This window comes from Alcanivorax sp., assembly GCF_040118815.1.
Lineage (GTDB): Bacteria > Pseudomonadota > Gammaproteobacteria > Pseudomonadales > Alcanivoracaceae > Alcanivorax.
Map to the genome: position 1 here is coordinate 394993 of NZ_JBEDTC010000015.1, position 13689 is coordinate 408681.

General features: G+C 56.7%; 11 protein-coding genes. 10 read left to right on the top strand and 1 reads right to left on the bottom strand.

Annotated elements, in window-relative coordinates; translation table 11 throughout:
* Nucleotides 1-24 precede the first annotated feature (24 nt).
* The 8 genes from ABNH18_RS11080 to ABNH18_RS11115 all read left to right on the top strand — a co-directional run bounded on the left by ABNH18_RS11080 (nucleotide 25) and on the right by ABNH18_RS11115 (nucleotide 9712).
* A complete protein-coding gene (locus ABNH18_RS11080; protein ID WP_349382866.1) occupies nucleotides 25-1257 on the top strand; it encodes an efflux RND transporter periplasmic adaptor subunit in 1233 nt (410 codons plus the stop codon).
* A gap of 11 nt (nucleotides 1258-1268) precedes the next feature.
* Entirely contained in the window at nucleotides 1269-4412 is a 3144-nt protein-coding gene (locus ABNH18_RS11085; RefSeq protein WP_349382867.1) for an efflux RND transporter permease subunit, read from the top strand.
* Nucleotides 4413-4460: 48 nt separating this feature from the next.
* A complete protein-coding gene (locus ABNH18_RS11090) occupies nucleotides 4461-4925 on the top strand; it encodes a methyltransferase family protein (protein WP_349382868.1) in 465 nt (154 codons plus the stop codon).
* Between the two features lie 431 nt (nucleotides 4926-5356).
* Nucleotides 5357-5830, top strand: a complete 474-nt coding sequence (locus ABNH18_RS11095) for a transposase (protein WP_349382869.1) — start codon at nucleotides 5357-5359, stop codon at nucleotides 5828-5830.
* Between the two features lie 97 nt (nucleotides 5831-5927).
* Complete coding sequence (locus ABNH18_RS11100; protein ID WP_349382870.1) at nucleotides 5928-6908, top strand: transposase; 981 nt, start codon at nucleotides 5928-5930, stop codon at nucleotides 6906-6908.
* 80 nt (nucleotides 6909-6988) lie between these two features.
* On the top strand, nucleotides 6989-7615 hold the full coding sequence (locus ABNH18_RS11105) for an FMN-binding negative transcriptional regulator (protein WP_349382871.1): 627 nt from the start codon (nucleotides 6989-6991) through the stop codon (nucleotides 7613-7615).
* Nucleotides 7616-8018: 403 nt separating this feature from the next.
* The gene (locus tag ABNH18_RS11110) at nucleotides 8019-9167 is read left to right on the top strand and encodes a zinc-binding dehydrogenase (protein WP_349382872.1); all 1149 of its coding nucleotides are present in this window, start codon (nucleotides 8019-8021) and stop codon (nucleotides 9165-9167) included.
* A gap of 122 nt (nucleotides 9168-9289) precedes the next feature.
* Nucleotides 9290-9712, top strand: a complete 423-nt coding sequence (locus ABNH18_RS11115) for a tetratricopeptide repeat protein (RefSeq protein ID WP_155136440.1) — start codon at nucleotides 9290-9292, stop codon at nucleotides 9710-9712.
* Nucleotides 9713-9772: 60 nt separating this feature from the next.
* On the opposite strand, the gene ABNH18_RS11120 is transcribed toward ABNH18_RS11115, so the two are convergent.
* Nucleotides 9773-10753 (bottom strand): SDR family NAD(P)-dependent oxidoreductase, encoded by a 981-nt coding sequence (locus tag ABNH18_RS11120; RefSeq protein ID WP_349382873.1) that lies wholly within the window; start codon nucleotides 10751-10753, stop codon nucleotides 9773-9775.
* 189 nt (nucleotides 10754-10942) lie between these two features.
* Here ABNH18_RS11120 and ABNH18_RS11125 point away from each other — a divergent pair, with 189 nt between their 5' ends.
* Nucleotides 10943-11494 (top strand): TetR/AcrR family transcriptional regulator, encoded by a 552-nt coding sequence (locus ABNH18_RS11125; protein WP_349383260.1) that lies wholly within the window; start codon nucleotides 10943-10945, stop codon nucleotides 11492-11494.
* Between the two features lie 151 nt (nucleotides 11495-11645).
* Nucleotides 11646-13550: a WD40 repeat domain-containing protein gene (locus ABNH18_RS11130; RefSeq protein ID WP_349382874.1), complete on the top strand. Its 1905-nt coding sequence runs from the start codon at nucleotides 11646-11648 to the stop codon at nucleotides 13548-13550.
* Nucleotides 13551-13689 lie beyond the last annotated feature (139 nt).

A 13689-nucleotide genomic window follows, 5' to 3' on the forward strand; every position in this document is an offset into this window, starting at 1 on the left:
TGGAAAATTTTTATGAAAACGAAAATGACATTTCAAAAAACGCCGCTAGCCATTGCACTGCTGGCCAGCCTGTCTTTTCCCGTCTGGGCAGAAGGCGAACACGGCCATGATCATGAGGATGTGCCTGCGAAGAGTGAATCCCATGCGGACGAATCCCATGATGATCATGACGACCACGATGCCCATGAAGAGGAAGAAGAAACCGCGCACAATCATGAAACCGAACACGGCGAACACGACGATGAAGAAACCACACTGGAGCTGACGGGTGAGCAGCAAAAGATGCTCGACCTGCAAGTTATTACCCTGCAGCCCGACGCCAACGCCAGCCTGACTCTTACCGTGCCTGCGGAGATCATCAGTAACCAGTACCGCACCTGGGTAGTGCCGGTGCGTATCGATTCCCAGGTGCAATCACGCAGTGCCACGCTGGGTCAGCACATGGAAAAAGGGGATGCCATTGCCACCCTGTTCAGCCCGGCCATGGCGCAACTGCAAAGCGAGCTGCAAGTGGCGGCGGATGGCTGGCGGCGGGTCCGGAATCTGGGCCGCCGGGCGGTGGGCAACCAGCGCTACCTGGACGCACAAAGTCAGTATCAGTCACTGCGTGCCCGCGCCAGGGGCTACGGTCTGAGTGACGACGCCATAACTGACATCGAAGCAGGCAAAAGCGAGAAAGGCATTTACACCCTCACCGCGCCCGACGAAGGCCTGGTGCTGGAAGATGCTTTCCAGCAGGGGCAGTGGTTAACGGCGGGCAGTGCCCTGGTAACGCTGGTGGATGAATCCGAATTGTGGGCCGAAGCAGCGTTGCCGCCGAGCCCCGGTTTGCAAATTGCCACCGGCACCCCGGCGCGGGTGATTGTGGGTGATACCTCAGTGGAGGGTCAGGTAATTCAATCCGGCCATCGCCTCAATCCTGTCACTCGAACATTGTCTGTGCGAGTCGCCGTTCCCAATGCCGGGCATCTGTTGCATCCGGGCATGTTCGCCGATGTGGCGTTGTCGCTGTCCGCCCCGGAAAACGCACTCACTGTGCCGGAAGAGGCGCTCACCCGTAGCGCCGATGGCGATTGGCAACTGTTCGTGGAAGAAGAGCCTGGCCACTACAAACCCGTGGAAATCCAACTCAATGGCCAGCTGGAAAACCGCCGCATCGTTACGGGTCTTGAACCGGGTACGCGCGTGGTCACTCGCGGGGCGTTTTTTCTGGCCAGTGAAATGGCTAAGTCCGGTTTCGATATTCACAATCACTGAGGATCACCGTCATGTTTAATCGACTTGTCGATTGGGCGGTGAACAACCGCCTCATTGTGTTGCTGTTACTGGTCATCACCATTGGCGTGATCGGCTGGCAATTGCCCAACCTGAAACTGGATGCCTTCCCGGACGTGACCAACGTCCAGGTACAGGTGAACACCGAAGCCGAAGGCCTGGCCGCAGAAGAAGTGGAGCAGCTGATCACCTATCCCATCGAGGCAGTGATGTATGCATTGCCGCAGGTGGCCGAGGTGCGTTCCATCTCCAAGACCGGCCTGTCCATCGTCACCGTGGTGTTCGAGGAAGGCACCGATATCTATTTCGCCCGCCAGCTGGTGTTCGAGCGATTGCAGGCCGCACGGGAAGATATTCCCGACGGCGTCGGCACCCCGGAAATGGGCCCCAACACCTCCGGCCTGGGTCAGGTGTATCAATACCTGCTCACCGCCGAGCCGGGCTCCAATGTGGATGCCATGCAACTGCGCAGCCTCAACGACTGGGTGGTGAAACTGCTACTCATGCCCGTGGGCGGCGTCACCGATGTGCTCAGCTATGGCGGTGAAGTGCGCCAGTATCAGGTCAACGTGAACCCTACCCGTTTGCTGGCCTACGACCTGAGCCTGCAACAGGTCATGGATGCCATCGCCGCCAATAACCGCAACGCCGGCGGCTGGTATCTGGATCGCGGTGCCGAGCAATTGGTCATCCGCGGCATGGGCTGGGTCGGCAGCGGCGAGCAAGGGCTCGGTGACATTGCCGCCATTCCCCTCAAGGAAGTGGATGGCACCCAGGTGCGCGTCAGTGATGTGGCGAAGGTGGAGTTCGGCGGCGAAATTCGTCAGGGCGCCCTCACCATGACCCGCCGCGATGCTAACGGCGAACCGGAAGCCTTGGGCGAAGTGGTAGCCGGCATCGTGCTCAAACGCATGGGCGCCAATACAAAGGCCACCATCGATGGCATCAAGGAACGCGAAGCGCGCATCCAGCAGGCCCTGCCGGACGGTGTGCAGTTTGAGGTGTTCTACGACCAGGCAGATCTGGTGGAAAAAGCCGTCAGCACAGTGGTCACCGCCTTGCTGCTGGCCTTCGTCTTTATCGTCATCGTGCTGGCCCTGTTCCTGATGAACCTGCGTGCCACGGCCTTGGTTTTGCTGTCCATTCCGCTTTCCATTGGCCTGGCCTTGTTGGCGATGGCCAGCCTGGGCATGTCCGCCAACCTGATGTCGCTGGGTGGCCTGGCCGTGGCCATCGGCATGCTGGTGGACGGCTCCGTGGTGATGGTAGAAAACATCTTCAAACACCTGAGCCGCCAAGAAGGCAGCCACGATCAACAAGGCGGCATCGCTCTGAGAGTAAAAGACGCCGCCCAGGAAGTGGCGAGGCCGGTGTTCTTTGCCGCCAGTATTATTCTGGTGGTGTTCCTGCCCCTGTTCGCCTTCGAAGGGGTGGAAGCCAAGATGTTCGTGCCCATGGCCATCAGCATCATGCTCGCCATGACCGCCGCCGTACTGGTGGCGCTGATCGTGGTGCCGGCGCTGGCCGGTTTTCTGTTTCGCAATGGCGTGGAAGAAAAGCCCAACAAGCTGATGCAGTGGCTGGAAGCCCGCTATCGCACCCTGCTGGGCAAAGCCATGCAGGCCCGTAAAGTGGTGGTCGGTGGCGCGGTGGGTTTGTTTGCCCTGGCACTGGCCACCACGCCGTTTATTGGCACTGAATTTGTGCCGGTGCTGGAAGAGGGGACGTTGGCGTTACGCGTAACGCTGGCCCCATCCTCCAGCCTCGATACTGCGTTGGACGTGGGGCAAAAACTGGAGAAGGAAATCATGACCTTCCCGGAAGTCACCTACGCGCTTAGCCGGGTAGGGCGTGCCGAAATCGGTGGCGACCCGGAACCGGTGAGCAACGTGGAAATCTATATCGGTCTCAAGCCTGTAGATGAATGGGAGAGCGCCAGCAATCGCCTGGAGCTACAGGAAAAAATTCAGCAGAAACTGGAAAAACATCCCGGCCTGCTACTCAACTTTTCCCAACCCATCGCCATGCGCGTGGACGAACTGCTCTCCGGGGTAAAAGCCCAGCTCGCCATCAAACTGTTCGGCCCGGATCTCAACGTGCTGCAGGAAAAAGGCGAAGCCATCACCCAGGCCGTCAAAGAAGTTGAAGGCGCCACCGATGTGCAACTGGAACAGATCGCCGGTGAAGCCCAACTGGTAGTCACTCCGGACCGCAACGCCCTCAGCCGCTATGGATTGAGCGTGGATCAGGTCATGGGTCTGGTCAGCAATGGCCTGGGCGGCGGCAGCGCCGGGCAGGTGATCAATGGCAACGAGCGCTACGACATCTACGTGCGCCTGGAGCAAAATGCCCGCAAGGACGCAGAAGCCATCCGCAACCTGCGCCTCAAAGCGGCAGACGGTGCCTGGGTGCGGCTTATGGATGTGGCGGACGTGTCTCTGGTCTCCGGCCCGCCCCAGATCAGCCGCGACGACGTGCAACGCCGGGTGGTCATCCAGGCCAACGTGGCCGGCCGCGACATGGGCTCCGTAGTCGCCGACATCCAGCAAGCCATCGATAGCGAAGTCGACCTGCCCGCCGGATACAGCGTGGACATCGGCGGCCAATACGAAAACCAGCAGCGCGCCCAGCAACGCCTGGCCATGGTAGTGCCGGTGGCCGTGGGGCTGATCGCCCTGCTGCTCTACTTCGCCTTCGGTTCCGTCGCCCAGGCCGCCCTGATCCTGGTCAACGTTCCCCTGGCGCTCATCGGCGGCATCCTCGCATTAGCCCTCAGCGGCCAGTACCTGTCCGTGCCCAGCTCCGTGGGCTTTATCACCCTGTTCGGTGTGGCGGTGCTCAATGGGGTGGTGATGGTGGAAGCCATCAATCATCGGCTGCGTGATGGGGAGGCGCTGGAGACGGCGATCTTCGAAGGGGCGGTGTCTCGCCTGCGCCCGGTGCTGATGACTGCGCTCACTTCCATGCTGGGTCTGATTCCCATGTTACTGGCCACGGGGGTGGGCAGTGAGGTGCAAAGGCCGCTGGCAGTGGTAATTGTCGGGGGGCTAGTGTCGGCGACGGGGTTAACGTTGCTGGTACTGCCAAGTCTTTATGCGTTTTTCTCGAGCAAAAAAGCTGTCGAGTTACAACGATAATTTAATCTTCCCCCGGCGGTTATCAGCCGGGGGGTTTAGGAGGAAAAAATGCTTTACTCTACATTGTGCAATCAAGGTGACTGGGCTTTTCGATGGCGTAGTATCGCTCCGGCGGTGCTTATGATTCCCGCGGTAATAGTTGCCTTAATAGATGTGCAATATTTTTTGGATAGTCACACCTATGATCAGTGGTGGGACTTGTTCGCGATATCGTTTGTGGTGGCGGGCCTTGGGATTCGTGTCTGGACTACTGGACATACCCCGCGAAGAACCTCTGGTCGTAATACCAAAAGTCAGGTGGCGGATTCACTAAACACTCGCGGTATTTATTCTATTGTTCGTAATCCTCTCTACCTGGGGAATTTTGTCGGAGGCTTGGGGGTGATTCTATTGCTCCACTCCTTATGGTTAACCCTTTACTATGTGCTGGCGTTCGCGCTTTACTTCGAACGTGTAATTCTTGCTGAGGAGAGATTTCTGTTGAGAAAATTTGGTGATTCATATCGCCAATGAGCAGAAAAAACGCCGGCTTTCTTCCCTTTAATATTACGAAAGTACCAGCCTGATGAATTGCCTTTTTGTTGGAGAACGGTGTTACGTCGTGAATATATAACTGTCGCCATGACAGTGTTGCTGCTGTTTGTTATGGAGGTCGGCGAAGATACAATGATCCAGGGGGAAATTATTCTGGATAGTCGCTGGCTAATAATTGCGGCAATCAATGGAGGGATGTTCTTGTTCTTCCGGGTGGTTAGCAAGCGAACACGTTGGCTTTCCAAGGTTGGCAGGTAATATACCGAAAGGAAAAATCGTTAGGGAAGGAGAAGATAATCGTGGACACCCATAAATTGAAAGATCTCCTACTCTGAAAATGCGCGATGTCTGATACTTGTCTGTCTTTACGGCCAGTACATTGATGTCATGGATAAGCAAGGAGGCGTTCCATGACTCGTGCTCGCTATACCCAGGTTTCTCTTGATTCCACTCCCTACTATCACTGCATCTGTCGCTGTGTGCGGCGAGCCTTTCTGTGTGGCAAGGACCACTATTCCGGCCAGGATTACGAACATCGCCGGCAATGGGTAGTGGATCGCCTTGCGGTGCTGGGTGAGGTGTTTGCCATTGATCTCTGTGCCTATGCGGTAATGTCCAATCACTATCACGTTGTTGTTCGGCTCAATCAGAAAAAGGCGAAGGCCTGGTCAGATACTGAAGTCGCTGATCGGTGGATGCAGTTATTCAGTGGCCCACTGATTGTCAAGCGCTGGCTGAGCGGGCAGTCAGAGGATGGCGAGGCATTGAAGGCACTTGAGATCGTCGGCCAATGGCGGGAGCGGCTTTATGATCTTGGCTGGTTCATGAAATGCCTGAATGAATACCTCGCCCGGCGGGCGAGCAAAAATAAGGGACACGCATGAATTAGAGTATTTCTTACGTGTTCCTCGTGTGATCGCTGATAGTTAGTCCCTACTCTCGTCGCTAGGCTTGGAGTCATGGAAAGCAAGGAGGCGCTCCATGACTCGTGCTCGTTATACCCAGGTTTCTCTGGACTCCACTCCCTACTATCACTGCATCTGCCGCTGTGTGCGGCGAGCCTTTCTGTGTGGTCAGGACCACTATTCCGGTCAGGATTACGAACATCGCCGCCAATGGGTGGTGGATCGCCTTGCTGTGCTGGGTGAGGTGTTTGCCATTGATCTCTGTGCCTATGCGGTAATGTCCAATCACTATCACGTTGTCGTTCGACTCAATCAGAAGCAGGCGGAGGCTTGGTCAGATACTGAAGTTGCTGAGCGATGGATACGGTTATTCAGTGGGCCGTTGATAGTGAAGCGCTGGTTGAGCGGGCAGACAAAGGGTGGTGAGGCATTGAAGGCGCTTGAGATCGTCGGCCAATGGCGGGAGCGGCTTTATGATCTTGGCTGGTTCATGAAATGCCTGAATGAATACCTCGCCCGGCGGGCGAATGAAGAGGATTGCTGTAAGGGGCGCTTCTGGGAAGGCCGTTACAAGTGCCAGGCGCTACTGGATGAAAAGGCCGTATTGCAGTGTATGGCCTATGTGGATCTCAATCCTGTTCGGGCGGATATGGCCGGTACTCCTGAAACTTCGGATTATACCTCGGTGAAACAACGAGCTAGCGAGGTCAAGGATCGCCAGGCAACGAAGAAAATGCCTCGCCTGCTACCGATGGTGGATAGTGAGACAGTAGAATTTGAGCACGATAATACGGTTTGCCGTTTTCGGCTGATGGACTATCTGGAGCTCGTGGACAGTACGGGAAGGGCGATGCGTGCAGACAAGCGTGGCGCAATCTCGGAGCGAGCCGCAGGGATTCTGGATCGCCTTGGTATTGATGAAAGGGCCTGGCTGCGGCATATGCAGCCGCGCAAGCAGAGACTGCCTGTCGCGGTCGGCAGCCTGGAAAGATTGAAAGCCTATGCCGCCTCGACAGGCCGTAAATGGGTGTCGGGACAAAACCTAATCGCATACTGATTGATGAGGATTTCTTTTGATTAAATTTATGTGTGTTCCGGATTAGAATGGGCGAGCCCCCAATCGTGGAGTCCCGCAGCATGTATGTCCCGAGCCACTTCAAGGAAGACGACATCGACAAGCTTCAGCAATATATTCGTGATTACGGATTGGGTTTGCTGATAGTTGCTGATGATGCTGGAATTGAAGCGAACCATGTTCCTTTTTATTTGAGTCCTGAAGAGAGCGGTTCTCTTGGGTTTTTGCAGTGCCATCTGGCTAGAAGCAACCCGGCTTGGCAGCGCCTGCAGGATGGGGCTCGGGTTCTTGTCGTTTTTCAGGGGCCAGATGCTTACATTTCACCCTCGTGGTACGAAACCAAGTCTGAAACAGGCCGGGTCGTTCCAACATGGAACTACCTGGCTGTCCATGCAGAAGGGCACGCTCGGACTATCGAGGATGCAAGCTGGCTGAAGCATCATCTTCATCGGCTCACAGAGCAGAATGAGTCTGGCATGAGTGATCCTTGGTCCGTAGATGATGCGCCAGCTGACTTCACCGAACGTCTGGTGCAGGCTATTGTGGGTGTAGAGATAAAAATAGATTCTCTGACAGGCAAGCTGAAAGCTAGTCAGAATCAGCCGGAGCGTAACAGGGCGGGCGTCAAAGTTGGCCTTGAGGCTGGAGAGAGAACGCATAATCGGGACATGTCCAAATTCATCCGCTAACCGAGAGCTGACTCAATATTCAAATAACGGCCTTTCCTTCCACTATTTCTCAGCGTCCCCACAGCGCTTTCAGGCGTCGCACCCCTGCCCGAAGCCGCTCCTGAGATATTAGGGCCAGGTCTTGCCGCGTGCGTTTGAGCTGGGCTCAACCAGTCCTATTCATTCGCCCAACTTATGGCACCTTTCCGAAATCGCTCTCTAATAAGAGCAATCCCCGCTTGCTACTGTGAATCCCATCGCTATAAATCTATGCGTGTCCCGGACCTCGATCCGGACTTTGCTTCCCAGACTTCTCTCTGCTTGCTGGGAATGAACCATTTGGCTCCATGCGACCTGTTTAGCCATGTTTTTGCGCGACACTATAACTGGGTCAATGAAGCCCGCTTTGCGAGAGAAAATAACCATGAAAGCTGTTGTTTGCCACCACGGTGAATTTGAGGTTCAGGACGTTGCTGAGCCGGAGCCCGGCAAGGGCCAGATCCTGCTGAATGTGTTGCGCTGCGGTATCTGTGGGTCGGACCTGCATGCTCGCCATCACGCGGATGAGCTGGCAGAGGCCACCGAGCGTGTTGGTTATCCGCATATCATGCGCAGCCATGAGCATGTGGTGCTGGGGCATGAGTTTGTGGGGGAGATTGCGGACTACGGGCCCAAGACCCATCGCCGCTGGAAAGGCGGGCGGCGCATTGTGGCCATGCCGATGAGGCGGGGCAATGGCGTTGCTCACCTGACCGGGCTGTCTACGGCGGCGCCGGGCGCATATGCAGAGCAAGTGGTGGTAGAGGAATCGCTGGCGTTCCCGGTCACCAACGGCATTTCTGACGATCATGCGGCGCTGACCGAACCCATGGCGGTGTCCTTGCATGCGGTGAATCGCTCCGGGATCGGTCGCCGGGATACGGCGATAGTGATTGGCTGCGGCCCCATTGGATTGGGGGTGATTGCCATGCTGAAAGCCAAGGGCGTGCGGCATATCGTGGCCAGCGATTATTCCCCCACACGGCGTAAACTGGCCCAGGCCATGGGGGCGCATGTGGTGGTAGATCCGTCCCAGGGTAGTCCCTATGAGGGCCTGGCCAAGCGGGGCTTTGTGGTCAATGCGCCGCAGCTGTTCGACATGGCCCTGGATGGCATGGCCATGCTGCGCATGACGCCGTTGCCCTGGGAGCCCCTGTGGCGAGCGGCGGAAGTGGCCGGGGTGACCGAGCCCAAACGCCCGGTGATTTTTGAATGTGTGGGCGTGCCAGGTGTTATTAACAGCATCATCGCCGAGGCGCCGCTGCGTTCGTGTGTGGTGGTGGTGGGGGTGTGCATGAAGACCGACAACTTTGTGCCGGTGAATGCCATCAACAAGGAAATTGATCTGCGTTTCGTGCTGGGTTACATGCCTATTGAATTCCGTGATGCCCTGCATATGATCGCCGAGGGTAAGGTCAATGTGGACCCGTTGATTACGGGAACTGTCGGCTTGGCCGGTGTGGATGAGGCCTTCACGGCATTAGGTAATCCGGAGCAGCACGCCAAGATATTGATCGACCCTCGAAAGACTTAGCCGGCGTTACTGAATGCTCTCTGCCTACAGAGCGTTATGTGGCAGTGAGCACTGTTTTTGTCAGCCCAGGACAGGTAAGTTGAGCCGCCTGAACGGGGTTTGTTGATGGTGGTGGAGTCATAATGATTAATACCAAGATGCACAAGGCGGTTTACGGTCTGGCTGAGCAGCTGATGGAGGCTGACAGAAAAGGGCGTAAAGACAATTTTGAGTCGTTGTATGCCCAGCTGAAGGCGGTGTGTGTCGACAACGAAAAAACCGATAAAGATCACCCTGAGCAATGGGAAACCCTGGCTGACTTCACTGAAGAGCTGGACGTGGCGTTGAGCCTGTACGAAAAGGCGCTGGGCAAAGCCCGTGATATGAACGCGAAGGACTATCTTTCATCAATCGCGTTTTCCATGGCGACGTTGCAGGTTGAATTGGGGAAAACCGATGCGGCGATTCAGAGCCTGACGGATGCCAAAGTCAGCGCCAACAAGATTGAAGATAAAGAACTCAAAGCCGACATTGATGAATTGCTGGAGCGTTTGCAGGAGGGGTAGCAGCGGAGAATGGCTGTTCGTCCCGGTGAAGTGTCTGCTGGGGGTAGAAAAACGCCGCGCTTATGCGCGGCGTTTTTTTGTGCTGTCGGCGGTGGCGGTATTGGCCACAGTCCCTGCCCGCACTTTGCTGGAAACGTAATTGGCGGGCGGCTCTTCATAGAGGCTCTGGTAGCTGAAATTGACGATGGACTCCGATGTTTTTGGCAGCAGGTAGTACATGGCCAATGCGCCTTTGCCAAACACGCCCAGCTTGCGTTTATCCTGGGTGATGATCATGTCCAGCATCCAGTTTACGGCGGTTTCCGGCGACATGACCGGCATGTATTTGTAGATTTTGGTCGGTGCGATCATAGGGGTGCGCACCAGCGGATAATTCAGTGAGGAAAAGCGTACCTTGGTGTGGGCGTATTCATTGGCAGCTACCCAGGTCCAGCCTTCCAATGCCCACTTGGAGGCCAGATAGGCGGAAAATCGTGCGGGGTTGGCCTGCACGCCCACGGTGGAAACATTGATGATGTGCCCTTCGTTGCGCGCTTCCATGCCGGGTAACAGATTCATGGCCAGCCGGATGGAGGCCAGATAGTTGAGCTGCATGGTACGTTCATAATCGTGGAAGCGGCCCACGGTGAACTTGATGGAACGGCGAATGGAACGCCCGGCATTGTTAATCAAAACGTCTAACCGGCCATAGTCCTGCAACGCTTGCTCACAGATACGGTCGCATTCTTCCAGGTTGGACAGGTCGCCGGGATAAACGCACGCCTTACCGCCGCGCCGATGAATGCTGCCAGCGATGGCTTCCAGTTTCTCTCTGTTGCGGGCCACCAGCAGCACCGTGGCGCCGGCATCGGCCAGCTTGTCTGCCACCAGGGCGCCAATGCCGGAGCTGGCGCCGGTGAGCAGAATGACCTTGCCGTTGACCCGTTGTTGCAACGCCTTGTTGGGCGCCACCACACGCTTTAAATGCCAGGCCCAGTGGTCCCGGAGTCGGTTTACATAAGGCAGGACTTTGGGGGTTCTGAATTTCACGGCATTAGACATGGTGAGCTCTCGGCTTGATTCAATGGGGTGGTTAATGCATCCAGTGTAACCTGAGCATATACTCGGAAATACTCGGGTTTAGCCGTTCGTCACATGGGGCGCTGTATGGGGCAGGTTCGCTGGAAAGTGTCTGATTTTGCAGTCAAAAAAGAGCCGAAGCAGGCCCGCTCAAGGGCTTCTGTCGATGCTATGGTTCAGGCATGTGCTCGGGTTTTGGAGAGCCGGGGTTACGCCGGGTTGAGTACCAATGCCATTGCCGAGGTAGCAGGGGTTAGCATCGGTTCGGTGTATGAGTATTTTCCCGGCAAGGATGCCATTGTGGCGCGCCTGGCGGAGGGAATGCTGCGGGATGTGACCACCCTGTTGCAGGGGCGGTTGGCGCTGACAGACAGCCGTAACGATTTGAACAGTGCCATGCGGTATTTACTGGGCGCGGTTTACGCGTTGATGTGCAAAAACCGGACGTTGCTGCGGGTGCTGGTTTTTCAGGTACCGTACCTGCACCAGTTGCCGGCCACCAAGCAGTTGGAAATCGAGTTGCAGCAAGTGCTGATGACCGGCCTGCAACATACACGGCAGCAGTACTCGCTGAGTGCCCGGCAGCACACCCTGTACCTGATGACCACCTCAGTGGCGGGTACGCTGATGCACCTGGTGTTGGTGGCGCCGCCGGCCATGGACCCCGACGGGATACTGGATGCGCTGGCGGACAAAATGGCCGCCTGGCTGGTTGAGGGCTGATGCATAGCAATGTGGGTAACAGGCTGCAAAGAGGCGTGGATATTAATCGCTGGGAATGGCTGCGTGCCCCGAGTGTTGCGCCTGCTTTTATTTCGTGAAATGGACGTTATTTTTTCTCCCATAGGAGTGGCAATGAGTGAGGAGTGCGAGGATGGGAATCTGGAAATCTGTACCGTTGATGTTGGTGGCCACGCTGATCACTGGCACCGCTTGCGCTGAGATGGACTTCCCGGCCTGGACACAAAGTGATTGGCGCGTGGAGGATGATCGCGCCTCGTTAAACGCGATGACTCCAGCGAGCATGCGGACGCCGGTATTGATTCTCGGGGAGGGCCGCCGCATTGCCTCAGAATCTGTGGTGATTTTGATTGATGCACTCTTTGAGTCGGTGCGTCCGGTGGTGGAACAAACTTGGGCAAAGCGAGGGTATGCGGTAGAAAAGGCACCGCTGCCGTTGGCCAATTTAGGACCGGAATGGCAGCAGATAATGCTGGCGGCTCAGCCCGATTTACGTTCCGCTCTGGTGGATGGAGCGTATGCCCCGGTTTTGGCGCAGGCGGTGAAAGACGGTGCGTTGACTGAAATCGAACGGCGTCATCGTTTGCAGCGCCTCGCTGTCCGTACACAGGCCAGCGAAGACGCGTTGCGCCAGGTGCCGGCTTTTCGCAAGGCAGTGCAGCGTACGCGCTATTATCGCGAACAGCGTGTTGGTAACGATGCCCGCTGGGTCGATGATTACAGCATTCTGGATTTGCGTTTGATCATGGGTTTGCCGGTCACTGCTGTGACGGTCAAGCGTGAACATATACTTCGTCGGCCACAGCGCATCCTCAGTGGGCTGGCGGACACGCCGCAATTTTTAAAGCAAGGTCTGGTGCCCGGTGGTGACTTTCAGGCTACCTTGGCGGCACTCAAACAAGCTCTGCCTGATGCCGCGCTGCGTTTGGTTGAGTCGCCGGCGGCTTGGACGCCAACGGTGCCTCTGCCGCCTAAACTGCCTGCACCGGATTGGCGCCACCCGACGGAAAGCGCAACGATAAAGCCTGCCGTTCGTTCGCTGCGGACTACGGATGTGCTGTCCTTGCGTGCGGTGCACTCGCTGCCTGATGGGGTATTGATTGTGGGTGTGCAACGAGAGGCCCGATTAAATAATGAGGCTGTACTGATTGCCCAGCTTTGGCGGCTGGTGCCCGAGGTGGCGACACCGGAGGTGCTTTGGCAGGGCCTGAGCGGCGCCGAAGACCTGCACGCAAACCCGAAAGGGTCTCGGTTTTGGTTTACTGGCCAACCGTTAAACGGGGCGCCGACAGCGCTGTTTCAGTATCGGCAAGGAGAGGGCGTCAACGCGGTGGACTTGCCGGCGGAGGATCGCCAGCGACTGGCGTTTGCGCAGTGGTGGGTGGATGAGGACGGACCGGTAATCGCTGCGCATTCAGTGGCCAACCTGCGCCGGTTAGAGGGTGCCACGTTATCATCATCACAGCCGGTGCCGCGCAAAAAATGGTTTCCCAATGGCTTGCGGCTGCTCGCCGGTGGTGCAGCACCTTGGGTGGAAGATGGTCAGGGCGTGGCGGAATTGGATCCGGACAATGGGCGGGTCACGCGTTCGTTACAGGTGCCCGCGCGACACAATGGTCTACCGGGTGCGTCACCATGGCCGGGTCTGGATTCCCGTGCGATGAGTGTTGATTTGCCGGGCATCGTGTCCGCCAAGGGTCAATGGCTGGCGACTGCTTTCAATCTTGAAGAGAAAGACGGTGATCCTTTAGTTGGAGTGCATCTGTTCGACACGGATAAGGGCGATATGTTGTATTCAGCGGTTCTGCCTGACGCTGGATCCGTTCGGCTCACTGCTGCCTCAAGTGACGGCCGTTGGCTTGCCCTTTACGGTGGCACTGGCACCGTCTTCCTCTGGGATGTACGGGGCGATTCCCCGCCGCTGCGTCTCGCCTCGCCCGGTGTGACTTTGGCAGACTTAACGTTTTCCGATGACGGGCGTTACCTCTATGGTGTGGGTAACGAACATATCCTCACTTGGCAATGGCGCCATGAATAGGAGAGCTCCTTTTCAGGCTAGTGCTTCTTGGGCCCGATCGTTTAGGTGCTGTGGTGTAGAATTAAGGCATCTTTCTCTGTACCAGCCTCTATGTCTGAAGGTGTATGGGTAGGGGCAGTCCGTCGTTTTCCGTCTGTTA

Bases quoted from the DNA above. Each gene is read 5' to 3' on its own strand.
- ABNH18_RS11080 (WP_349382866.1), top strand. From the start codon at position 25: ATGACATTTCAAAAAACGCCGCTAGCCATTGCACTGCTGGCCAGCCTG.
- ABNH18_RS11085 (WP_349382867.1), top strand. From the start codon at position 1,269: ATGTTTAATCGACTTGTCGATTGGGCGGTGAACAACCGCCTCATTGTG.
- ABNH18_RS11090 (WP_349382868.1), top strand. From the start codon at position 4,461: ATGCTTTACTCTACATTGTGCAATCAAGGTGACTGGGCTTTTCGATGG.
- ABNH18_RS11095 (WP_349382869.1), top strand. From the start codon at position 5,357: ATGACTCGTGCTCGCTATACCCAGGTTTCTCTTGATTCCACTCCCTAC.
- ABNH18_RS11100 (WP_349382870.1), top strand. From the start codon at position 5,928: ATGACTCGTGCTCGTTATACCCAGGTTTCTCTGGACTCCACTCCCTAC.
- ABNH18_RS11105 (WP_349382871.1), top strand. From the start codon at position 6,989: ATGTATGTCCCGAGCCACTTCAAGGAAGACGACATCGACAAGCTTCAG.
- ABNH18_RS11110 (WP_349382872.1), top strand. From the start codon at position 8,019: ATGAAAGCTGTTGTTTGCCACCACGGTGAATTTGAGGTTCAGGACGTT.
- ABNH18_RS11115 (WP_155136440.1), top strand. From the start codon at position 9,290: ATGATTAATACCAAGATGCACAAGGCGGTTTACGGTCTGGCTGAGCAG.
- ABNH18_RS11120 (WP_349382873.1), bottom strand. From the start codon at position 10,753: ATGTCTAATGCCGTGAAATTCAGAACCCCCAAAGTCCTGCCTTATGTA.
- ABNH18_RS11125 (WP_349383260.1), top strand. From the start codon at position 10,943: ATGGTTCAGGCATGTGCTCGGGTTTTGGAGAGCCGGGGTTACGCCGGG.
- ABNH18_RS11130 (WP_349382874.1), top strand. From the start codon at position 11,646: ATGGGAATCTGGAAATCTGTACCGTTGATGTTGGTGGCCACGCTGATC.